Origin of the sequence: Cypionkella sinensis (assembly GCF_042646385.1) — a bacterium.
Lineage (GTDB): Bacteria > Pseudomonadota > Alphaproteobacteria > Rhodobacterales > Rhodobacteraceae > Cypionkella > Cypionkella sinensis.
Genome location: NZ_JBHRTO010000001.1, coordinates 418391 through 439221, shown reverse-complemented (window position 1 = coordinate 439221; position 20831 = coordinate 418391). Strand labels below are relative to the sequence as shown.

18 protein-coding genes are annotated in these 20831 nt (G+C 61.1%); 6 read left to right on the top strand and 12 right to left on the bottom strand.

What is annotated here, in order from left to right; translation table 11 throughout:
* Positions 1-2 precede the first annotated feature (2 nt).
* From fabZ to pyrH, 10 genes are all read right to left on the bottom strand, one after another.
* Positions 3-479 (bottom strand): 3-hydroxyacyl-ACP dehydratase FabZ, encoded by a 477-nt coding sequence (gene fabZ, locus ACFOGH_RS02170; RefSeq protein WP_380071410.1) that lies wholly within the window; start codon positions 477-479, stop codon positions 3-5.
* An 88-nt stretch (positions 480-567) separates the two neighbouring features.
* Entirely contained in the window at positions 568-1191 is a 624-nt protein-coding gene (locus ACFOGH_RS02165) for an OmpH family outer membrane protein (RefSeq protein WP_380071409.1), read from the bottom strand.
* A complete protein-coding gene (bamA, locus tag ACFOGH_RS02160) occupies positions 1191-3512 on the bottom strand; it encodes an outer membrane protein assembly factor BamA (protein ID WP_380071408.1) in 2322 nt (773 codons plus the stop codon). The genes ACFOGH_RS02165 and bamA overlap by 1 nt, the downstream gene beginning before the upstream one ends.
* Positions 3513-3625: 113 nt before the next feature.
* On the bottom strand, positions 3626-3769 hold the full coding sequence (locus ACFOGH_RS02155) for a hypothetical protein (RefSeq protein WP_380071407.1): 144 nt from the start codon (positions 3767-3769) through the stop codon (positions 3626-3628).
* A gap of 67 nt (positions 3770-3836) precedes the next feature.
* Complete coding sequence (rseP, locus tag ACFOGH_RS02150; protein WP_380071406.1) at positions 3837-5174, bottom strand: RIP metalloprotease RseP; 1338 nt, start codon at positions 5172-5174, stop codon at positions 3837-3839.
* Position 5175: 1 nt separating this feature from the next.
* Positions 5176-6357 carry a 1-deoxy-D-xylulose-5-phosphate reductoisomerase gene (gene dxr, locus ACFOGH_RS02145; RefSeq protein WP_380071405.1) on the bottom strand — a complete coding sequence of 394 codons (1182 nt, stop codon included), beginning with the start codon at positions 6355-6357 and terminating at the stop codon, positions 5176-5178.
* Positions 6358-7146, bottom strand: a complete 789-nt coding sequence (locus ACFOGH_RS02140; protein WP_380071404.1) for a phosphatidate cytidylyltransferase — start codon at positions 7144-7146, stop codon at positions 6358-6360. It lies immediately after the preceding gene.
* Positions 7143-7820 carry a polyprenyl diphosphate synthase gene (gene uppS / locus ACFOGH_RS02135; protein ID WP_380073949.1) on the bottom strand — a complete coding sequence of 226 codons (678 nt, stop codon included), beginning with the start codon at positions 7818-7820 and terminating at the stop codon, positions 7143-7145. Before uppS ends, ACFOGH_RS02140 begins: the two co-directional genes overlap by 4 nt.
* Before the next feature lie 150 nt (positions 7821-7970).
* Positions 7971-8534 carry a ribosome recycling factor gene (gene frr / locus ACFOGH_RS02130; RefSeq protein WP_380071403.1) on the bottom strand — a complete coding sequence of 188 codons (564 nt, stop codon included), beginning with the start codon at positions 8532-8534 and terminating at the stop codon, positions 7971-7973.
* Positions 8535-8669: 135 nt separating this feature from the next.
* A complete protein-coding gene (gene pyrH, locus ACFOGH_RS02125; RefSeq protein ID WP_380071402.1) occupies positions 8670-9401 on the bottom strand; it encodes a UMP kinase in 732 nt (243 codons plus the stop codon).
* Positions 9402-9570: 169 nt separating this feature from the next.
* Here pyrH and miaA point away from each other — a divergent pair, with 169 nt between their 5' ends.
* From miaA to ACFOGH_RS02095, 6 genes are all read left to right on the top strand, one after another.
* Entirely contained in the window at positions 9571-10443 is an 873-nt protein-coding gene (miaA, locus tag ACFOGH_RS02120; protein WP_380071401.1) for a tRNA (adenosine(37)-N6)-dimethylallyltransferase MiaA, read from the top strand.
* A gap of 130 nt (positions 10444-10573) precedes the next feature.
* Positions 10574-11386: an AraC family transcriptional regulator gene (locus ACFOGH_RS02115; RefSeq protein WP_380071400.1), complete on the top strand. Its 813-nt coding sequence runs from the start codon at positions 10574-10576 to the stop codon at positions 11384-11386.
* A gap of 370 nt (positions 11387-11756) precedes the next feature.
* Positions 11757-13451 (top strand): ABC transporter substrate-binding protein, encoded by a 1695-nt coding sequence (locus ACFOGH_RS02110; protein ID WP_380071399.1) that lies wholly within the window; start codon positions 11757-11759, stop codon positions 13449-13451.
* A 111-nt stretch (positions 13452-13562) separates the two neighbouring features.
* Complete coding sequence (locus tag ACFOGH_RS02105; protein WP_380071398.1) at positions 13563-14648, top strand: ABC transporter permease; 1086 nt, start codon at positions 13563-13565, stop codon at positions 14646-14648.
* 7 nt (positions 14649-14655) lie between these two features.
* Positions 14656-15828: an ABC transporter permease gene (locus tag ACFOGH_RS02100; RefSeq protein WP_380071397.1), complete on the top strand. Its 1173-nt coding sequence runs from the start codon at positions 14656-14658 to the stop codon at positions 15826-15828.
* A gap of 88 nt (positions 15829-15916) precedes the next feature.
* Positions 15917-18004: a dipeptide ABC transporter ATP-binding protein gene (locus ACFOGH_RS02095; protein ID WP_380071396.1), complete on the top strand. Its 2088-nt coding sequence runs from the start codon at positions 15917-15919 to the stop codon at positions 18002-18004.
* Between the two features lie 171 nt (positions 18005-18175).
* Here the strand turns inward: ACFOGH_RS02095 and ACFOGH_RS02090 are convergent, their stop codons facing one another.
* Positions 18176-19519 carry an NAD(P)/FAD-dependent oxidoreductase gene (locus ACFOGH_RS02090; protein WP_380071395.1) on the bottom strand — a complete coding sequence of 448 codons (1344 nt, stop codon included), beginning with the start codon at positions 19517-19519 and terminating at the stop codon, positions 18176-18178.
* Entirely contained in the window at positions 19519-20676 is a 1158-nt protein-coding gene (gene argE, locus ACFOGH_RS02085; RefSeq protein WP_380073948.1) for an acetylornithine deacetylase, read from the bottom strand. Before argE ends, ACFOGH_RS02090 begins: the two co-directional genes overlap by 1 nt.
* Positions 20677-20831 lie beyond the last annotated feature (155 nt).

Here is a 20831-nt window from a genome sequence, read left to right as displayed (position 1 = left end):
GATCAGGCTTTCTTCGGGACGTCGAACATCGCCATGAATTCGGCTTCGCAGGCCAGTTCGCCATCGACCATGGCGCGACCGGCGAATTTCCACACCCGACCGCCGCCGCGCAGGGCGGTGACGTGCAGTTCCAGCGCATCGCCGGGGACAACCTTGCGGCGGAATTTCACCGCATCGACGCCCATGAAGAACACGGTGGCGTTCTTGTCGACCAGATCCATCGACAGGCCAACGAGGATGCCAGAGGTCTGCGCCATCGCCTCGATGATCATCACGCCGGGGAAGATCGGCATGCCGGGGAAATGGCCTTGGAACTGCGGCTCGTTGAAGGTGATGTTCTTGATGCCGACGCAGGATTTGTTGATGTAGATGTCGCGCACCTTATCGACCAGCAGGAAGGGATAACGGTGCGGGATGATGCGCTGGATCAGCGACAGATCTGCGGATTGCGGGGCGTCTGCGTTGGGCTGGTCGGTCATGAGAACTCCGAGTGTGCGGCCCTCTTGCCGGGGCGTGGGATGTCACTAGCGAAAACCGCTGGCTGAGACAAGCCATTGGCGGGCGGGCTTAGGGTGCGGGGGCAGGCGCTGGTTCAGGTGCTGGAGTGGGCGCGGGTGCCGGTGTGGGTTCGGGCGCTAGCACTGGCGCTGGCGGCGTGGTGCCATCGCCCAGACGTGCGTCGATGCGCGCGATCACTTCTTTGGTTATGTCAATGGAGCCAAGGCTGACGACGATGGCGGATTTATCCAAGATCGCAACCGCGCCGCGTTCAACCATGTAATCGCCCAATATGGGTGCGACGGCCTGAAAGAACGCTTGCCGGTCGGCATCGCGTGACTTGGCAAGATCGGTGGATTTTGCATCCTGTGCCTTGCGCAAGTCATTGGCTTTCTTATCGAAAGCATCGCCCAATGGCCGGAACTCTTCCGCGGTCATCGTCGCACGGCGATCTGTCAACTCACGCTCTTCCGCCTCGAGTGCGGCGTCGATCTTGCGGTTTTCGGCGAGAAGCGCCTTGGACTCGGCCTCAAACTTGGTTTGCAGGGCGCGTCCGTATTGGGTGCCAAGATACAACTGATCCTGATCCAGCGTCACGATCGCGGTCTTTTCAACCACGCTTTGCGCCAGCAAAGCCTGCGGGCAAACCGCAAGCAGCAGTGCCGTGATCAGCCCCGCCGCCTGCCGCTGCATCAGAATTTCGTCGCGATGGTCAGATCGAAGCTTTGCTCTTCGTCATAGCTTTCTTTCTTGACCGCGTTCGAGAAGTTGAACCGCAACGGGCCGATCGGCGTGGTCCACAGCACCGAGACGCCGACAGCCGCACGCAGATGCGCGCTGTCGTCAACAGCACCCGGGTTGTCCAAGCCCCAAACCGACCCCATGTCGGCAAACACACCACCGGTGATGCCGTATTCTTCCGGCAGGCCCAGCGGGAATTCAGCCTCTAGCTTGACGGTAGCATAGAAGTTGCCGCCCAGAGCATCGCCAGATGCGTCGCGCGGGCCGATGCCGTTGGTGTCAAAGCCCCGGATCTTGCCATTGCCGAAATAGCGGTCTGTCACGCGGGTATCATAGCCGCCAAAGCTGTTGACAGCGCCGCCTTCAAAGATCGCCCGCAGCGTCACGTCTTCGTTGAACACCTTGGTTTCCGCCACTGCCAGAGCGGTGGTTTCCACAAATTTCGCATCCCCGCCCAGACCGACAAAATCCTGCCCGAAGCGGAACAACAGGCTGCTTTTCGGGTTAAGGCCCGTCACGCGGTTGTCGAAGGTATAGATATACCCCAAGCCCGAGCCGGTTTCGCTGCCGCGGGCATCCTCTGCGATCAGCAGCGGCGCTGTGGAGGTTACGTTGCTGATCGTGTCTTGGAACGCTTTGAAACGCAGTTCCAGCCGCGACTGCTCGGCAATTGGAAACTCCAACCCCGTGGTGAACGCGATAGAGCGGGTGTCGTAGAGTGCGCTGGCGTTGTTGGTTTCGTTATAGGTCAAGCCAAATTTCAGCTTGAGATCGCGGCCAAGAAGCGCCGGTTCAACAAAGGAAATCCCGCTGTCTTTGGTATCGGAAGCGGTGGCAATGTTCACCGAGAACGCCTGCCCCCGCCCGAGGAAGTTGGTTTCCGAGAAGCCGACATTCAAACCAAGGCCAGATTGGGTGCCGAAACTCGCGCCCAAGCTGAGCGAGCCGGTGGGCTTTTCTTCCACATCGACGTTGACGACGACTTCATCAGGGTTGCTGCCGGGTTTGGCGTCAACCTTAGCATCGGTGAAAAAGCCCAAAGCGCGGATACGCTCGGCTGCCTGACGGATTTCGCGCGGGTTGAAGGGGTCGCCTTCAACGGTGCGGAACTGACGGCGGACCACTTGGTCGAGCGTCGTGGTATTGCCTTCAATATCAATGCGTTCGACGAAAACCTTATCACCGCGCTTGATCACATATTCCACGTCAAGCGTCTGGTTACGCTCGTTACGGACAAGGCGCGGCTCTACGCTGACAAAGTTCAGTCCCTTGCGCAAAGCCAGATTTTCCATCCGGGCGATGTTGTTCTCAATAATCGACGGCGAATAGGTGACGCCCGAGCGCATCTTTTGCACAGCGGCAAATTCGGCTGCATCGACACCTTCAACTTCGGACACGGTGCTGACGTTGCCGATCTTCCAGCTTTGCCCCTCTTTGACCGTGTAGGTCACGAAGGTCGCATCGCGTTCGCGGGAAAGTTGGCCAGTGGCGTCAACGACTTGCACGTCGATATAGCCACGCGACAGGTAGAAATCGCGCAGCATCTGCTTGTCGACTTCCAGGCGCTCCGGCACGAAAGTATCAGCCTTGATCAACTGGCGCAGGAAGCCCGCTTGCTTGGTTTGCAGCACCTGCTTGAGGCGGCGGTCGCTGAAGGCGCGGTTGCCGACAAAAGAAATACCTTCGTTTTCAACAACTTTGCCTTCGGTGATTTCAAACACCAGATCGACGCGATTGTCGGAACGGCGGATGATCTTTGGGTCGACCGTGGCCGCAAGGCGGCCCTGCACGCGGTAGGCTTCGGCGATTTGCGCGGCATCAGCCTCGGCCTGGGCCGGATTATAGACCAGCCGCGATTTTGATTTGACCAGTTCTGTCAGCTTTTCGTCTTTGACCAGCTTGTTGCCCTGAAAATCGACGACATTCAGCATCGGCAGTTCTTTGACCTTGATCAACAGGGTGCTGCCCTGTGGCACAAGATCAACAGTTTCGAACAAGCCGGAAGCGAAAATGCGTTGATAGGCGTCATTGAGCTGTCCGGCAGCCAGCGACTGACCGCGGGCGATTCCCGCGTATTTCAGGATGGTGGCTGCATCGACGCGCGCGTTGCCCTCAACCGCCACGTTGGTGAAGCTGTAGGTCTGCGCCTGAGCAAGCGTGAGGAACGGTTCGGAAACCATTGCGCTGGAAAGCAGAATTGCAACGAGTGTCGGGCGCACAAAGCCACGGAACTTACCCTTGCGCGTGATACCTGCGCTTGCTGTTTCCCGCATAAGCCGCTCCTGAATGCACTAAATCCTGTGCATCTGACTACCTGTAACCGCAAGCAATGTCAAAAGGATGGCTGGCAAAATCGTAAACAATTGGTCGATATTCTCGGGCCGGATCAGGGCTGTGTCAGCGCCGTACCCAGAAAGGCCCCCGCCAAAAGGCCGACGATGACGGTGCCCACGGTGAACAGGCGATCCCAGTTCAGCCAGACCAGAAGCGACAGGCCTTTGTAGCTTTTCATCACAGCTTGCATGGTCATGCCCTTTCCGCACCAATTGATGCGGAAAATCTACGCCGTGAATGTGGCAGCACTATGGCTTGGGGCGTTATTTGCAGGTGAAATCATTGCCCAAGGCGAAGAACATGAAGCTGAGAACGGCCATCAGACCGATCAGCATCAGCACATTCATCACCGCGGGGTTCGGCTTGCGGCGGAACACGGCCTCGTAGGCGAAGAACACGAGATGGCCGCCGTCCAGCACCGGGATCGGGAACAGGTTCAAAAGGCCGATGCCCAGCGACATCATGCCGAGATAGCCGATGAACTGCTCGGGGCCCTGACGGGCGGCGTCGCCCATCACTTCGGCCATGCCGACGGGGCCAGAGAGGTTGCAGGTGCTGATCTGGCCGGTGATAATGTGCCACAGGCCCGAGAGCGAGGATTGGGCGGTGAGCCATGCCTGATTGACGGCCAGCGTCACGGTCTCCCACGGGCCGGGTTGGCGGGTTTGCGGTTCAAACAACATGCCGCCCGACAGGCCAATCATCCAACGGGTTTCAAAGCCGCCGCCGTCTTTCGGCAGATCGCGGCGGTTGGGCGACAGGGTGAGGTCGATGATTTGACCATCGCGCCAGATTTTCAGGGCGATGGGCGCGCCCTGGGTGGCCTCGACCAGCGCGGGCAGTTGGCTGAAGGCGGTCACGGGGGTATCGCCGACCTGCAAGATCACGTCGCCAACCTGAATACCCGCATCGCCCCCGGCATTGCGCGGCATCACCGCACCCACCAAGGGCAGGAAGGGATGTGCGCCTTGCACATCAAGCGTCTGACCGTCGCGGTCGATGCTGTAGGTGACGGTCGCGGCAGGCGGCAGCGCGTTGGCAGTTTTCGCAAAGCTGTCGATGTCGGGGGTAGCTGTGCCGTTCAGCGCTACAATCCGGTCGCCGGGTTGCAAGGTTTGGCCGACAAAGGGCGAGGCGTTAACGCGGCCCACCACGGGCACATCCGTGGCGACGCCGGTGTAGGTGATCATGCCGATGAACACCACGATGGCCAGAATGAAGTTGAACACCGGGCCTGCTGCAACCGTGGCCGCGCGCGCCCACAGCGGCGCACCTGCCATGGTGTGACGGCGTTCTGACTCGGAAAGCCCGTCAATCGCGGTGTGATCGGTGGAGGAGGCTGCATCCTTGTCGCCAAGGAATTTCACATAGCCACCAATGGGAAAGGCGGCGATCTGCCATTTGGTGCCACGTTTATCAACGCGGGAATAGATCACCGGGCCGAAGCCCAACGAGAACACCTCGGCATGGATGCCAGACCAGCGCCCGACGATGTAATGGCCGTATTCATGCACTGCCACGATCACCGCCACGGCGACGATGAAGAACAGGCCCGACCAAACCGCACCGCCCAATGACGCCGCAATGCTGCTTAAATCCACGCTAGCTGCCCTTTACCAAGTTTACCGCCTCGGCGGCCTTTATCCGTGCCAAATGGTCCATCTGCAGCACATCCTCAAGGGTAAGGGCGGCATTTCCAAGGCTGCAATCGGACGAAACACGGTTAAGTGTAGCCTCGACCACCGCCGCCATCTGCATGAAGCCAAGCCCGCCTGCGATGAAATGGTCCAACGCTACCTCTTTCGCGGCATTGAACGCGGCACCGGCAAGACCGCGGACCTCCATCACCTCGCGCGCGAGACGCAGGGCGGGGAAGCGGGCCTCATCCGGGGCGCGGAAGGTGAGGCCGCCCAAGGCGGCAAGGTCAAGCCGCGCCACGGGCAGCTTTTGGCGGTGCGGCCAGTGCAGGGCGTAGCCGATCGGGTGGCGCATGTCGGGCGCGCCAAGATGCGCCATCACCGCGCCGTCGCGGAAGCCGACCATCGAATGAATGATCGATTCCGGGTGGATGATCACTTCGATCTGATTGGGGTCTACGCCGAAAAACTCTCGGGTTTCAATGACTTCCAAGGCCTTGTTGAACATGGAAGCAGAATCGATGGTGATGCGCGCGCCCATTGACCAGTTCGGGTGCGCCAGAGCCTCGGCCATAGTGGCACCTGCCAGCCGCTCCAGCGGCCAGTCGCGCAGCGCACCGCCTGAGGCGGTCAGGATGATGCGTTCAACGGCAGAGATGTCTTCGCCGACCAGCGCCTGAAAGATGGCGGAGTGTTCGCTGTCAACCGGCAGAACCGTCGCCTCATTCGCGGCAGCGGTGGCCATCAGCACCTGCCCCGCCGTTACCAGACTTTCCTTGTTGGCCAAGGCGAGCTTGCCGCCGTGGCGCAGGGCGCGCATCCCCGGCACAAGGCCAGCCGCGCCGACAATCGCGCTCATCACCCAATCGGCGGGACGGTCGGCGGCGTCATGCACCGCTTGGGTGCCAGCGGCGACGGCAATGCCGGTGCCTGCGAGGGCATCGCGCAAGGGTTCAAGGCAATCGTCAAAGGCGGTGACGGCGATTTCTGCGCGCAGCGCCACGGCCATCTCGGCCAGCCGCGCCACATTGCGCCCGCCGGTCAGGGCAACCGTGCGATACACCTCTGGCCCGCCTTCGCGGATCAGCAGATCATAGGTGCTTTCACCCACCGAACCCGTGGCACCAAAAACCGAGACGGAACGCATCTAGCCTCCAATCGGCAATTCAAATGCCCGCGTCAGCAGCATCACCAGCACCATCGCCCCGGTCAATGCGTCAAACCGATCCAGCACGCCGCCGTGGCCGGGGATCAGGTTAGAGCTGTCTTTCGCGCCAACCCGGCGTTTCAGCCAGCTTTCGGCAATGTCGCCCATCTGGCCCGCAAAGGCGACCACGGGTGACAGCAGGATCAGCCAAAGCGTGCCATGGCCTGCGGCGACAAAACCTGCGCCCAAGATTGCCGCGCCGATCCAGCCTGCAATGGTGCCGGACCAGGTTTTCTTCGGGCTGATCGCGGGCCAGAATTTTGGGCCGCCGAGCAAGCGCCCGGCAAAGTAGCCCATCACATCTGAGACGATCACCACGCCGAGCAGCCAGAGGAAGGCAACGGTGCCAGCCTCATCGCGCAGCACGAACAGGCCATGGCCTGCGACCATGACCGCAATGGAAATCGCGGTAACGGCCTTTTGCTGGCGGCGCGGGGTGGCCATGAAGGCCAAGGGCACGAGGGGAAACACGATCCATGCCGACAGCGACGGCCAGCCTTCATCGGCGATCAGGCAAAGTGCGGCCAAGGCGGCGATGGCAAGGGCGATACGGGGATCTTTCGGCTGAGACAGACGGGCCAGTTCCCAGATCATCACCGAAGTCAGCAAGGTGATCAGGATCAGAAACCACCAGCCGCCCAGCCAGATTTCAATCGCGCCTACTGCCAGCATAACCAGTGCCGACAGCACGCGCGGGCGCAAATCGCCCCATTGTGCAGCCGCCTTCATGCGGAGGCCACGCCGCCGAAGCGGCGGTCACGATGGCCAAAGCGGGCCAGGATGGCCACCAGTTCGTCGATGGTGAAATCGGGCCAAAGCGTTGGCGTGAATTCGTATTCAGCATAGGCGGCCTGCCAGGGCAGGAAGTTCGAGGTCCGGGTCTCGCCGCTGGTGCGGATCACGAGGTCTGGGTCGGGGATATTGGCGGTATCAAGGTGTTGGCTGATCAGCGCATCATTGATCTGGGCCGGGTCGATACGGCCAGCGGCGGCCTCAGCCGCCAAGTGGCGAATGGTGCGGGTGATTTCATCGCGGCCACCGTAGTTGATCGCCACGGTCAGATTGAGGCGGGTGAGATTGGCCGTGCGCGCCTCAATCCCCGTCATCAGCCGTTGCAGTTTTGCGTCGAGTTTGGAGCGGTCGCCGATAAAGCGCATCCGCACGCCGTCGGCGGCCAGACGATCCGCCTCACGCTCAATATAGCGGGCGAAGATCGACATCAGGCCAAGGACTTCCTCGGTCGAGCGTTTCCAGTTCTCGGTCGAAAAGGCGTAGATCGTCAGCCACTGGATGCCGATTTCGGGGGCGGCGCGGACGATCTGCTTGACGCGCTCGGCACCCTTGCGGTGGCCGACAAGGCGCGGCCAACCGCGATTGGTCGCCCAACGCCCGTTGCCATCCATGATGATGGCGACATGGGCCGCGTCGCGCGGGGTCTTTGTGTCGGATTTATCGCCCAAGGACCACGCCCTACCCGATTGATGTGCCCGCACTATTGGGCAGAGGAAAATCTTCGCGAAACTCTGGCGCGCAGGGGGGCTGCGCGTCAGATACTAGACCTGCATGATCTCGGCTTGTTTGGATTCCAGCGCGCGATCAACGGCTGCGATGGCTTTGTCGGTAAGTTCCTGCACCTCGTCCGACCACATCTTCTGGTCATCTTCGCCCATGCCGGCGGTCTTAGCCTTTTTGATCTGATCCATTCCGTCGCGACGGACGTTGCGGATCGCGACCTTGGCGCTTTCGGCATAGCCTGCGGCAACCTTGGTCAGTTGCTTGCGGCGTTCCTCGTTCAACTCGGGGATCGGCAGGCGGATCAGCGGGCCATCGGTGACGGGGTTGATGCCGATGCCGCTTTCGCGGATGGCCTTTTCGACCTTCTGGATCATGCCTTTGTCCCAGACGTTGATCACCACCATGCGCGGCTCGGGCACGTTGACGGTGCCAAGCTGGTTGATCGGGGTCATCGAGCCATAGGCATCGACCATGATCGGTTCGACAATCGAGGCCGAGGCGCGGCCGGTGCGCAGCGAGGCGAATTCGGTTTTCAGCGCATTCATCGCGCCATCCATCCGGCGCTGGATCGCGTCGAGGTCAATTTCGAGATCGTCCGACATTGGGTATCCTTCGTGTCTTCGGCCCAAAGTGGCAGGGCTTTTGCTGTTCTATAACAGCAAGTGGTTTGGCAGGTATAGGGGGTTAGGGCTATGGCGGGGTGAAGCCCGCCCTACGGCTGTCGGGTCAGCCCCGGTTCAGCCATGCACTTGAGTATAGGTGCCCTGCCCGGCCAGAATGCCTTTGAAGCCACCGGGTTCGTCCAGGCTGAACACGATGATCGGCAGGTTGTTGTCGCGCGCCAACGCAATCGCCGAGGCATCCATCACGCCCAGATGCTTTTGCAGCACCTCGTCATAGCTGACCTTGTCATAGCGTTTGGCATCGGCGAATTTCTTCGGGTCTTTGTCGTAGACGCCATCGACCTTGGTGCCTTTGAAGATCGCCTGACAGGCCATTTCATTGGCGCGCAGGGTGGCTGCGGTGTCGGTGGTGAAATAGGGGTTGCCGGTGCCTGCGGCGAAGATGCAGACGCGTTTCTTCTCAAGATGGCGGACGGCGCGGCGGCGGATATAGGGCTCGCACACCTGATCCATCGGGATGGCGGAGATCACCCGGGTGAACACGCCGATGGATTCGAGCGCCGATTGCATGGCAAGCGCGTTCATCACGGTGGCGAGCATGCCCATATAGTCGGCGGTGGTGCGCTCCATCCCCTGCGCCGACCCTGCAAGGCCGCGGAAGATGTTGCCGCCGCCGATCACCATGCAGATCTCGACACCAAGATCGCGCACGGATTTCACCTCTTGCGCAATGCGTTGCACGGTGGGCGGGTGCAGGCCAAAGCCCTGATCGCCCATCAGCGCCTCACCGGAGATTTTCAGCATGACCCGATTGTAGGTCACTTTTGGCTCGCCGGGTTGCGACATGGGGAGATCCTTGAATGGCTATGGATTGACTGGCGCGCAAAATGTCGCAAAACCGTTGCAGGTTCAACGGGGGAAGCGACATTGCGCGCAGGTTTGGGGGGTGATCGCCCAAGGGCGGGGGCCAGCCCCCGCACCCCCGGGATATTTAAGGACAGATGAAAGGCAAGGCGTGACGTTTGATCTGAAGGCCGTTTCGCGGGAAGCCCCGGTGTTGATCGCCGGGCCGACGGCGAGCGGCAAATCGGCCTTGGCGCTGGAATTGGCGGCGCGGGATGGCCGCATGATCGTCAATGCCGATGCTTTGCAGGTGTATAGCTGCTGGCGGGTGTTGTCGGCACGTCCCAGCGTGGCGGATGAGGCGCAGGCGCCGCATGCGCTTTATGGCCATGTGGCGCGCGATCAGGCCTATTCGGTGGGGCATTGGCTGCGCGAGGTGCGGGGCTATCTTGACAGGCCCGTGGTGATTGTGGGTGGCACCGGGCTGTATTTCAGCGCGCTGACAGAAGGATTGAGCGAGATACCGGCGACACCGCCTGAGGTGCGGGCGCTGGCGGATTCGCGTTTGGCCGACGAGGGGATTGCGGCGCTGTTGGCGGAGTTGGATTTGGCGACGGCAGCGCGGATCGACCCGTTGAACCCCGCACGGGTGCAGCGGGCTTGGGAGGTGCAAACGACCACTGGTCGCGGGCTCGCGGCGTGGCAAGATGCGACCGGGCCTGCGATTTTACCGGTGGCGGCGACAGAGGCGCTGGTGATCCGCCCGGAAGTCGGCTGGCTGGACGCCCGAATCGCGCGGCGGTTTACAAACATGCTGGCCGAGGGGGCGCTGGACGAGGTGCGTGCTGCCCTGCCCCATTGGCAGCCCGATCAGCCTTGGGCTAAGGCCATCGGCGCGCCGGAGCTGGTGGCGCATTTGCGCGGCGAGATCAGTCTGGCCGAAGCCACCGAGGCCGCGACGCTGGCCAGCCGCCAATATGCCAAGCGGCAACGCACTTGGTTCCGCTCGCGCATGAAGCTTTGGCGCGAGATCGCCCTGCCCTGAGCATCCACAGGGTTTCCCACAGGTTTCTGCACCCCCTGTGGATAACTTCCCAAGCTTGCCATCTTTTCGCTTGGGTTGTGTTGCAAGCCTCGGTTACATGTTGGAAAAATACAAAAGCAGGCAGTGCACCATGAAGACCCAAACCGTCAAATCCGGTCCTGATACCGACCAAATGCGGCTGATCGCCATTCCGCGACTTGCGGCGGGCGGGCGTTGGCGGGTGGAGGCGATGCGGTCTTTGTCCGAGGGCTGTTTTCTGTGGTTTACCAAGGGTCAGGGCCGCATCACCATCGCGGGCCAGACCCGCGGCTATACCGCAAACAACGCGATCTACATTCCGCCGGGGGTGATGCACGGCTTTGAGGTCGGCCCGCAAGTCTTTGGCACGGCGGTGTTTTTCGGAAAAAACTCTACCGTCACCCTGCCGTCCGAGCCGCAACATCTGCGCATCCGCGAAGTGCATGCGCAACAAGAGGTGAATGTCACGCTGGACATGATCCAACGTGAGATGGACAGCGACACGCCCGCGCATGACCGTGCCACGCGGCACTATCTGGGGCTGCTCGGGGTGTGGATCGAGCGGCAGGTCAGCAAGGCCGCCGCGGAAGCCCCTCGCCCGGATGCCGCCAAGCGGCTGGTCGCGCGCTATACCGCGCATCTGGAGAAAGAGTTCCGGCGTGGCAAGGGCGTGGGCGAGCTTGCCTGCGATCTGGGGGTGACGGCGACGCATCTGACGCGCTGCTGCCGCGAGACTTGCGGACGTTCGGCGATTGATCTTCTGCAAGATCGCCGGATCTTTGAGGCGCGCAAACTGCTGGCGGAAACCGACATGGCGATTGGCCAGATCGGGACCAGCCTTGGCTTTACCTCGCCCGCCTATTTCACCCGCGCGTTCCAGCATCTGACCGGCGTATCGCCCAGCGCCTTCCGCCGCGCGGTTTAGTCGAATCGACGGCTTTGAAAGGAAACTTGTCGCTACCGAAACGATTCGTCCGCGATGGCGGATAAGGTTCCGTGGCGGGCGGATTTCATCGCACACAATGGTATGCCGCGGACATGCTGCAATTTGCAGCGATTTGAACATTGAATACGTCGTCACAATGTCGCTAACGTCATACGCAAGGGCGAATCCAGCCGTTGACGGATGGGCCGAAAAGGTGCCGAATAGGGGCGTGAGACGCATTCATGCCGTTGCGGAAGTTTCGGTTGCCCGTCGTGGGGAGGGGCCGCCAAAAGCCGCATCGGTTGCAGCGCATCGCCATATTAAAAACGGCCAAAAAACGTAAAGGCGTCAGCCTTACAGGGAGATACCGATGACCGATACCCGCACCACCGAGCGCAATTTGCACCCGGCTGCTTACATGCACGCGCAAGAAGTTCAGGATGGCAAGCTGAGCCGTCGTGAGTTCTTGTCGCGCACCACCGCTTTGGGCGTCTCTGCCGCGGCGGCTTATGGCCTGCTGGGCCTGTCTGCCCCTGCAAAGGCACAAGATGCCAAGGTTGGCGGCGTCATCCGTTGCGCCATGGAAGTGAAAGCGCAGAAAGACCCGCGCACCGCTGACTGGCCGCAGATCGCCAACATCTATCGCGGCTGGCTGGAATACCTGATCCAGTACAATGCCGACGGCACCTTCGAAGGCCGCCTGCTGGACTCTTGGGAAGCCAATGCGGACGCCACCGAATACACGCTGAAAGTGCGTCAGGGCGTCAAGTGGAACAACGGCGACGCCTTCACCGCTGATGACGTGGTGCGGATGTTCACCCGTTGGACCGATGGTTCGGTCGATGGCAACGCGATGGCCTCGCGCTTTGCGGGTCTGGTGGAATCGGTGGCTGCGAAAAACGCCGACGGCACCGACAAGAAAGACGAGGCTGGCGCTGCAGTCATGGTCAACCGCCTGCGCGATGGCGCGGTGGTGAAGGTGGATGACGCGACCGTCAAACTGGCGATGTCGCAATCGGATATCGCCGTTGTGGCGAACCTTGCCGACTACCCTGCGGCAGTTGTGCATTCGTCTTACGTCGACGGCTCTGACCCTTCGACCAACGCCATCGGCACCGGGCCTTACATCCCGCAGGAAGTTGCTGTCGGCCAAAAGGTCGTGCTGGTGCGCGCACCGAACCATACCTGGTGGGGTGGCACTGCTCCGCTGGACGAAATCCACTACATCGACTTCGGCACCGACCCGTCTGCCATGGTGCAGCTGGCCGGGTCGGACGAGATCGACACCAACTACGAGACCACCGGCGACTTCATCGAGCAGATGGATGGTCTGGGCTGGAAGAAAATCGAAGCCGTCACCGCTTCGACCATCGTGGTGCGGATGAACTCGGCCAACGGCGATCTCTACAAAGAGAAATCCGTGCGTCAGGCGATCCAGAAAGCCGTCGATCCGAAAGTTGTGTTGGAGCTGGGCTATAACGGTCTGGGCACCACTGCAGAAAACCACCATGCCTGCCCGATCCACCCGGAATACGCCAAGATCCCGGCGCAAGTGATTGATCCGGCTGGCCTGATGCCCGCATTGAAGGCCGCTGGTCTGGACAAGGCAGAATTCGAGATCATCTCGCTGGACGACGGCTTTGAAGCCGCCACCACCGATGCCGTTGCAGCACAACTGCGGGACGCTGGTGCCACCGTCAAGCGCACCGTGATGCCGGGTTCGACCTTCTGGAACGACTGGCAGAAATACCCGTTCTCTTCGACCACCTGGAACCACCGTCCGCTGGCCGTGCAGAACATGTCGCTGGCCTATACTTCGACCGGTTCGTGGAACGAGTCGGGCATGGCAAACCCGGACTTCGACGCGGCAATGACCAAAGCGCTGGCCTTGGACAACGCTGACGCCCGCCGCGAAGTCATGGTGACGCTGGAAACGATCCTGCAAGACGAAGGCTACATCATCCAGCCCTACTGGCGCTCGCTGTTCCGCCACGCCAAGGAAGGTGTCAACGTCGAGATGCATCCGTCGTTCGAGCATCACCACTACAAATGGTCGGTGGCATAAGCCGACATCTGGTCCGGGCGCGAACGTGCCCGGACCTCATCTGCCAATGACTGAACGTAGCTTACAACGCACAGTCGGCGACCATCTCTTGGGCGCATAGGGGAACCATACATGTTGAAATTCGTGGCAAGGCGCTTGGGCGTCATGGTCTTGACTGCGCTGGCGCTGACCTTCGTAGTGTTCTATCTGACCAACCTGCCGCCGAACCTTGAAAAGCTGGCCCGGACCGAAGGTTCGGTGCGGATGACCGATCAGGCGGTGGCTTCGTGGATCGAGAACAACGGCCACGGTGGATCAGTGTTTGGCCGCTATGCGCAATGGCTTGGCATCGCCCCCGGCTGGAAGCTGACCGATGACAAGGGTGTGACGCGCGGGCGCTGCATTCAGAACAATCAGGACCCCGCCACTGCCGCCACCTATTGCGGCGTGTTTCAGGGCGAGTGGGGCTTTTCCACCGTGTTCAAGAAACCCGTGCTGGAATCGGTGCTGCAAAAGCTTGGCTCGACGGGTTGGCTGATGATGTGGGTGATGATCGTCATGGTCCCCGTCTCGCTGATCATGGGCGTGCTGTCGGGGATGCGCGAAGGATCAAGGCTGGACCGCAGCCTGTCGATCGTTGCCATCGCCACCACCGCCACGCCGGAATATGTCTCTGGCGTCATTCTGGTGGCAATCTTTGCCAGCGCCACCGCAGGCATTTCGCCGCTGTTGCACGAATGGGGCTGGATCAGCAGCAAGACGCTGTTTCTGGGCACCGCAACCAGCGCAATGGACAAGATCACCTTCTGGAACTTCGCGCTGCCGGTGCTGACCATCGCGCTTTATGGCATCGGCTATATCGCCCGGATGACCCGTGCCAGCATGACCGAGGTGATGACGCAGCAATACATCCGCACTGCGCGGCTGAAAGGCGTGCGCTTTCGTGACGTGGTGATGAAACATGCGCTGCGCAACGCGCTGATCGCCCCTTTTACCGTGATCATGTTGCAGTTTCCCTGGCTTCTGAACGGCGTGGTGATCACCGAGGCGCTGTTCAACTACAAAGGCTTCGGCTGGACGCTGGTGCAAGCCGCCGGCAACAATGACATCGACCTGCTTCTGGGCTGTTCGGTGGTCGCGGTTCTTGTCGTTCTGGTCACGCAACTGATCTCCGACATCGGCTATGTGTTCCTGAACCCCCGTATCCGGCTGGCATGAGGCAATAATGGACCAAACTACCCTTCTAAGCTGGGGCCAGATCATTGCCCGCATCGTGCAGCAATTCCTGCCGGTCTGGATCGCCCTGATCATCACCTTTGCGGTGTCGATCCGCTACAAGCGCAAGCTTGGGCTTTACGGCAAGCTGTTTGACAGCCCCGTCGGCATGATCGGCTTCGCGCTGGTGATGTTCTGGGTCTATACGGCGATCTTTGCCGATATGATCATCACCATGGACCCGATTGCGCAGTTCGGCCGGGTCAAGAACCCCCCGCCCGGCACGCCGCTGGTGGATGTGAAGGATGGCCAATACGCCTACTTCTTGCTCGGCGCCGATCATCTGGCCCGCGATGTGTTCAGCCGCGTGGTGATGGGCGCGCGCCGGGTGCTGACGATTGCGCCTGCCGCCACCACCTTCGCCTTCATCATGGGCGTGACCCTCGGCCTGCCTGCGGGCTATTTCGGCGGCAAGCTGGATACGGTGCTGTCTTTCCTGGCCAACCTTGTGCTGGCCTTCCCGGTGATCTTGCTGTTCTACCTGTTGGTGACGCCGGAGATCCGCAACACCAACATCCCGGTGGTGCTGGCGGCAGTGCTGTTCATCTTCCCGGTGATCTTCCTGACGGTGCTGTTCAACTCACGCTTCTTCACCAACCCGCCGAAACGCAACATCTATGTTGGCATCACGCTGGTGGTGGGTCTGTGGGCCTATATGGGCCTTGCGTTCAACATGGACCCGCTGGGCATCTGGTCGATGGACCCGAATCTGCTGAACGTGTTCGTGTCGGTGGTCTTCGTGAACTCGCCCACCGTGTTCCGTATCGTGCGCGGCATCGTGATGGATCTGAAAGCACGTGACTATGTGGCAGCGGGCCAAACCCGTGGTGAATCGGCTTGGTACATCATGCTGTGGGAAATTCTGCCCAACGCCCGCGGGCCGCTGATCGTCGATTTTTGTCTGCGCATCGGCTATACCACGATCCTTTTGGGCACCTTGGGTTTCTTCGGGTTGGGTGTCAGCCCGGAATCCCCCGACTGGGGCTCAACCATCGACGATGGCCGCAAGCTGTTGTCGCTGTATCTGCACCCCGCCATCACCCCTGCCCTTGCGCTGATGAGCCTTGTGCTGGGCCTGAACCTGCTGGCCGATGGTCTGCGCGAAGAAAGCCTGAAGGACTGACCGCTTTGGTCATCCTCTGCGCTCAAATATCCTGGGGGTCCGGGGGCTAGCCCCCGGTCCCGCCCTCTCCGTCAAAGCGAGGCTAGCCATGACCGACACTGCTTGGGATCCGTCGAAACCCATCCTCGAGATCGAAAACCTCTCGATCAGTTTCTTCACGCGCATGCGGGAAATCCCGGCGGTGATGGACTTTTCCTGCACCGTCATGGCGGGCGAAGCGATGGGGCTGGTGGGCGAATCCGGCTGTGGCAAATCCACCGTGGCGCTGGCGGTGATGCGCGATCTGGGCAAGAACGGGCGGATCGTTGGCGGCAGCATCAAGTTCAAGGGCCGTGATCTGACGCATATGACAGATGACGAGCTGCGCCATATTCGCGGTTCGGAAATCGCGATGATCTATCAGGAACCGATGGCCTCGCTGAACCCGGCGATGAAGATCGGCGCGCAACTGGCCGAAGTGCCGATGATCCATCAGGGCATGTCGAAGGATGAAGCTTGGGCGCTGGCGCGGCAGATCGTGGCCGACGTGCGCCTGCCCGACCCCGACCGGATGCTGCAAAGCTATCCGCACCAGTTGTCAGGCGGCCAGCAGCAGCGCATCGTCATTGCGATGGCGCTGATGAGCAAACCTGCCCTGCTGATCCTCGATGAACCCACCACGGCACTTGATGTGACGGTTGAGGCAGGGATCGTCGATCTGGTCAAGGACTTGGGCCACAAATACGGCACCTCAATGCTGTTCATCAGCCATAACCTTGGCCTGATCCTGGATGTCTGCGACCGGCTTTGCGTGATGTATTCCGGCGAGGCGGTGGAAACCGGCAATGTTGTCGAAGTGTTCGACAAGATGCGCCACCCCTACACGCAGGCTTTGTTCCGCTCGATCCCACTGCCGGGGGCCGACAAGAACTCGCACCCACTGGTGGCGATTCCGGGCAACTTCCCGCTGCCGCATGAACGTCCCAAGGGCTGCAATTTCGGCCCGCGCTGCGACTATTTTCAGGATGGCCGCTGCAACGCCGCCGAAGTGCCGATGTTCCCGGTGCCGGGTGGGGACCGTCATGCCACGCGCTGCATCAAATGGACCGAAATCGACTGGGCTGCCCCGATGGCGCTGAAAGCCAGCAAGGAAAAGACTCCGATTGGCAAAGTGGTGCTGAAGATGGAGGATCTGAAGAAATACTATTCGGTATCCTCGGGCGCTTTCGGCAGCGGCACCGCCAAGGTTGTGAAGGCCAATGAAACTCTCAGCTTCGAAGCGCGCGAAGGCGAAACCCTCGCCATTGTCGGCGAATCCGGTTGCGGCAAATCCACCTTTGCCAAGGTGTTGATGGGGCTGGAAACCGCAACCAGCGGTTCAATCCTGTTGTTCGATGAAAACGTGCAATCAACGCCGATCCAGCAGCGCAACACCGATACCGTGTCGAGCGTGCAGATGGTGTTCCAGAACCCGTTTGACACGCTGAACCCGTCAATGAACGTCGGCCGCCAGATCATCCGCGCGCTTGAGATTTTCAAGCAGGGGGGCTCGGATGAAGAGCGGCACGCCCGGATGCTGGAACTTCTGGACCTTGTGAAACTGCCCCGCGCCTTTGCCGAGCGGATGCCGCGCCAGCTATCAGGTGGGCAAAAGCAGCGTGTCGGTATCGCGCGGGCTTTTGCGGGCGGTGCCAAGGTGGTGGTCGCGGATGAACCTGTCAGCGCGCTGGACGTGTCGGTGCAGGCCGCCGTCACCGATCTGCTGATGGACATTCAGCGCGAGAACAAGACAACCTTGCTGTTCATCAGCCACGACCTTTCCATCGTGCGGTATCTGTCTGACCGCGTAATGGTGATGTATCTGGGTCATGTGGTGGAAATGGGCACCACCGATCAGGTGTTCCAACCGCCCTATCACCCCTATACCGAGGCTTTGCTGTCGGCCGTGCCGATTGCCGATACCAAGGTGATCCGCAAGCGCATCGTGCTGGACGGCGATATTCCTTCGGCGATGAACCCGCCGCCCGGCTGCCCGTTCCAGACCCGCTGCCGCTGGAAATCTCAGGTGCCGGGCGGATTGTGTGACCGCGAAATGCCCCCCGTGCAGATGCTGGAGGATGGCCATCAGGTGAAATGCCACCTGTCGGCTGACTTGCTGGCCTCGATGGAGCCGGTGATCAAGGTCGCGGCAGAATAGCCTTGGCGGGGTGCGTGAGATCACGCACCCTACCCGAATTTGCGCCGCCCCGCGTGGGGGTCATTGCGGAAGCCTCCGGCGGGAGTATTTAGACGAAGATGAAGCTGCAAGCCATTCATCTTGGTCTAAATACTCCCCGCGGAGCGTTCTACGCTGCAACCAGCAAGCCGGCTACAGGCTTGGTCCCGGCGCGATTTTGCTGCCATCGCTGAACCGCGACAGCCGGAAGCGCGACAAATCGTGGCCCGTGTCTTTCCCGGCGACCAGATCAGCCACCACCCGGCCCATGCCGGGGCCGATGCCAAAGCCGTGGCCGCTCATCCCCGTTGCGATCACCAGACCGGGCACGGCGGCGACCCGGTCGATCACCGGCACCACATCGGGCATGGTGTCGATCATCCCGGCCCAGGCGGCTTTCAGTTTCGGACGTCCAAGTTCCGGTAGGGCTTGGGCGAAATTGTCCTGCACATCTGACAGCGCTTTCATGTTCGGGCTTGGGTTCAGCACGCGGATACGCTCAAAAGGCGAGACTTGATCGGCCTGCCATTTGCGCGGCGTGCCCCAAGCATCGGGATAGTGTTTCGGGGCGGCAGGGCGGAACACCGTTGATCTGAAATCCTTTTTCAGAACCGGAATGTAGGTCAGCATATGGCGGAACGCGTCGGGGCCGATGAAGAAATCATGGGCAGCCCCCGGTGCGATGCTATAGCCGCCATCGAGACGGCGGCGGAAGGCGAAGCGATCATCGGCGACGTTGCCAGCATAGGCTTCGGGCATCGCCTCGGTGGCCGCCACCGATGCCAGGACCGCGAGCTGTGGGATCACCACCCCCTCGGCGCGCAGGAACAGTGACGACCACGCGCCGCCCGCCACCACCACCTGATCGCAGGCGATGCGGCCTTTTTCGGTGTAAACGCCGGTGATGCGGCCCCCTGCCCGGTCCAGACGGCGCACGGCGCAATCTTCGATCAGCACGGCACCGCGTGCGACAGCACCCTCGGCCAGCATCGGCACCGCCACCCAAGGCTCGGCCCGCGCATCGGATGGCGTCAGCAAGCCGCCAACCCAAGGTGCCGCAGCGCCTTTGATCGCGTCCTGCACCTGCCCCGCCGATTGCATCACGGTATCAAGGCCATGCGCGCGTGCATGCACCAGCCAGTCGGCAAAGCCCTGCATTTCGGCCTCGGTGCGGGCGAGATACATCACACCTTCCTGCCGAAAGCCCAAGCCTGCGCCAAATTCCTGCGCCAAGGATTTCCATATCCGCAAGCTTTCGACCATGATCGGCAATTCGCCCAAATCACGGCCCTGCTGGCGAATCCAACCCCAGTTGCGGCTGCTCTGCTCGCCCGCGATGCGGCCCTTTTCGCACAGCACCACTTTCAGGCCGCGTTCCGCCAGATGCCAAGCGGTCATCACGCCGATCACGCCACCGCCCAGCACCACCACATCGCAGGCGGCGGGCAAGGCGGCGGTGAAGCGGGGTTTATTGGCTTCCGAGATCGGGAATTGCATCACTTCAACGTCTCCAGCAGACCTTCCATGAAGCGCAATCCGGCGTGCCATTCTGACAATTCCAGATATTCATCAACCTGATGCGCTTGCGCGATGTCACCGGGGCCACAGACCACGGCGGAATAGCCAGCCTCTTGGAACTGCCCGGCCTCGGTACCGTAGGACACCACGCCGACGGTGTTATCGCCGGTCAACTGCCGCACCAGATGTTCAGCGGGGCCATCGACTTCGGGCTTCAGGCCCGGCACGCCGAAAAACCGCTCCAGCGTAACGCCTGCTTCGGGGCGCACGGCTTTCAGTGCGGCATCAAGACGGTGCGCCTCTGCCTCAAATTCCGCAGCCAGTGCGTCGGCATCCTCGCCGGGCACGACGCGCATTTCGACGGCGAACTTGCAATCGCCTGCGGTGATGTTATGCGCGGTGCCACCAGCGATCATGCCGACATGCAGCGTGGTGAAGGGCGGATAGAAGGTGGCGGCCACGTCCGAGATGGGCCGCGCCTGAATCTCGGCGTTCTTGGCATTGACCCAACCGATCAGCCGCGCGCCTTCCATGATCGCCGAGACGCCGTAGGGTAGCAGCGAGGAATGCACCTCGAACCCCTTCACATGCACATGATAGCCGGTGCCGCCCTTGTGGCCGTGGATCAGCTTCATCCGCGAAGGCTCGCCAATCACCGCAGCCGAGGCTTGCGGCAGAACCGCCTGCATGGCCGCGATCATCGGCGGCGCACCAGTGCAGCCCAGTTCCTCGTCATAGGACAAGGCCAGTTGCAAGGGCCGCGTCACGCCCTGTTTGTGCGCGCGGACCAAGGCCCAGACCGACTGGGCGACATAGCCCTTCATGTCGCAGGTGCCGCGCCCATAAAGCCGCCCGTCGCGTTCGGTCACGACCCAAGGGTCAGACGACCACGCCTGCCCATCGACAGGCACCACATCGGAATGACCCGACAGCACCACACCCCCTGGCTGCCATGGCCCGACATGCGCGAACAACGCGGCTTTGCTGCGGTCTTCATTCCAGTGCCGATGCGCCGTGATGCCATGCCCTGACAGATAGCCTTCCAGCCAATCAATCAGATCCAGATTGCTGCCGCGACTCACCGTCGGGAAGCCAACCAGATGGTCCAGCACTTGACGTTGCGTCAGTTCGATCATTTCCAGCCCCCATATGTTGTGGCCGAACGTGGCCTTGACCACCGCCCCTGTCAATCCCAGCAAAGTGCCGCTCTTGCACTACAGAATGTCGGAAAAACAATCTGTATCACGGCGAAAATTCAGGATTGATAGCTAAGGCGAAATCGTCAAGACTT

Bases quoted from the DNA above. Each gene is read 5' to 3' on its own strand.
- frr (WP_380071403.1), bottom strand. From the start codon at position 8,534: ATGTCGGACGATCTCGAAATTGACCTCGACGCGATCCAGCGCCGGATG.
- bamA (WP_380071408.1), bottom strand. From the start codon at position 3,512: ATGCGGGAAACAGCAAGCGCAGGTATCACGCGCAAGGGTAAGTTCCGT.
- ACFOGH_RS02165 (WP_380071409.1), bottom strand. From the start codon at position 1,191: ATGCAGCGGCAGGCGGCGGGGCTGATCACGGCACTGCTGCTTGCGGTT.
- ACFOGH_RS02100 (WP_380071397.1), top strand. From the start codon at position 14,656: ATGGACCAAACTACCCTTCTAAGCTGGGGCCAGATCATTGCCCGCATC.
- ACFOGH_RS02105 (WP_380071398.1), top strand. From the start codon at position 13,563: ATGTTGAAATTCGTGGCAAGGCGCTTGGGCGTCATGGTCTTGACTGCG.
- ACFOGH_RS02110 (WP_380071399.1), top strand. From the start codon at position 11,757: ATGACCGATACCCGCACCACCGAGCGCAATTTGCACCCGGCTGCTTAC.
- ACFOGH_RS02115 (WP_380071400.1), top strand. From the start codon at position 10,574: ATGAAGACCCAAACCGTCAAATCCGGTCCTGATACCGACCAAATGCGG.
- ACFOGH_RS02095 (WP_380071396.1), top strand. From the start codon at position 15,917: ATGACCGACACTGCTTGGGATCCGTCGAAACCCATCCTCGAGATCGAA.
- fabZ (WP_380071410.1), bottom strand. From the start codon at position 479: ATGACCGACCAGCCCAACGCAGACGCCCCGCAATCCGCAGATCTGTCG.
- ACFOGH_RS02155 (WP_380071407.1), bottom strand. From the start codon at position 3,769: ATGACCATGCAAGCTGTGATGAAAAGCTACAAAGGCCTGTCGCTTCTG.
- ACFOGH_RS02090 (WP_380071395.1), bottom strand. From the start codon at position 19,519: ATGCAATTCCCGATCTCGGAAGCCAATAAACCCCGCTTCACCGCCGCC.
- pyrH (WP_380071402.1), bottom strand. From the start codon at position 9,401: ATGTCGCAACCCGGCGAGCCAAAAGTGACCTACAATCGGGTCATGCTG.
- ACFOGH_RS02140 (WP_380071404.1), bottom strand. From the start codon at position 7,146: ATGAAGGCGGCTGCACAATGGGGCGATTTGCGCCCGCGCGTGCTGTCG.
- argE (WP_380073948.1), bottom strand. From the start codon at position 20,676: ATGATCGAACTGACGCAACGTCAAGTGCTGGACCATCTGGTTGGCTTC.
- dxr (WP_380071405.1), bottom strand. From the start codon at position 6,357: ATGCGTTCCGTCTCGGTTTTTGGTGCCACGGGTTCGGTGGGTGAAAGC.
- uppS (WP_380073949.1), bottom strand. From the start codon at position 7,820: ATGGATGGCAACGGGCGTTGGGCGACCAATCGCGGTTGGCCGCGCCTT.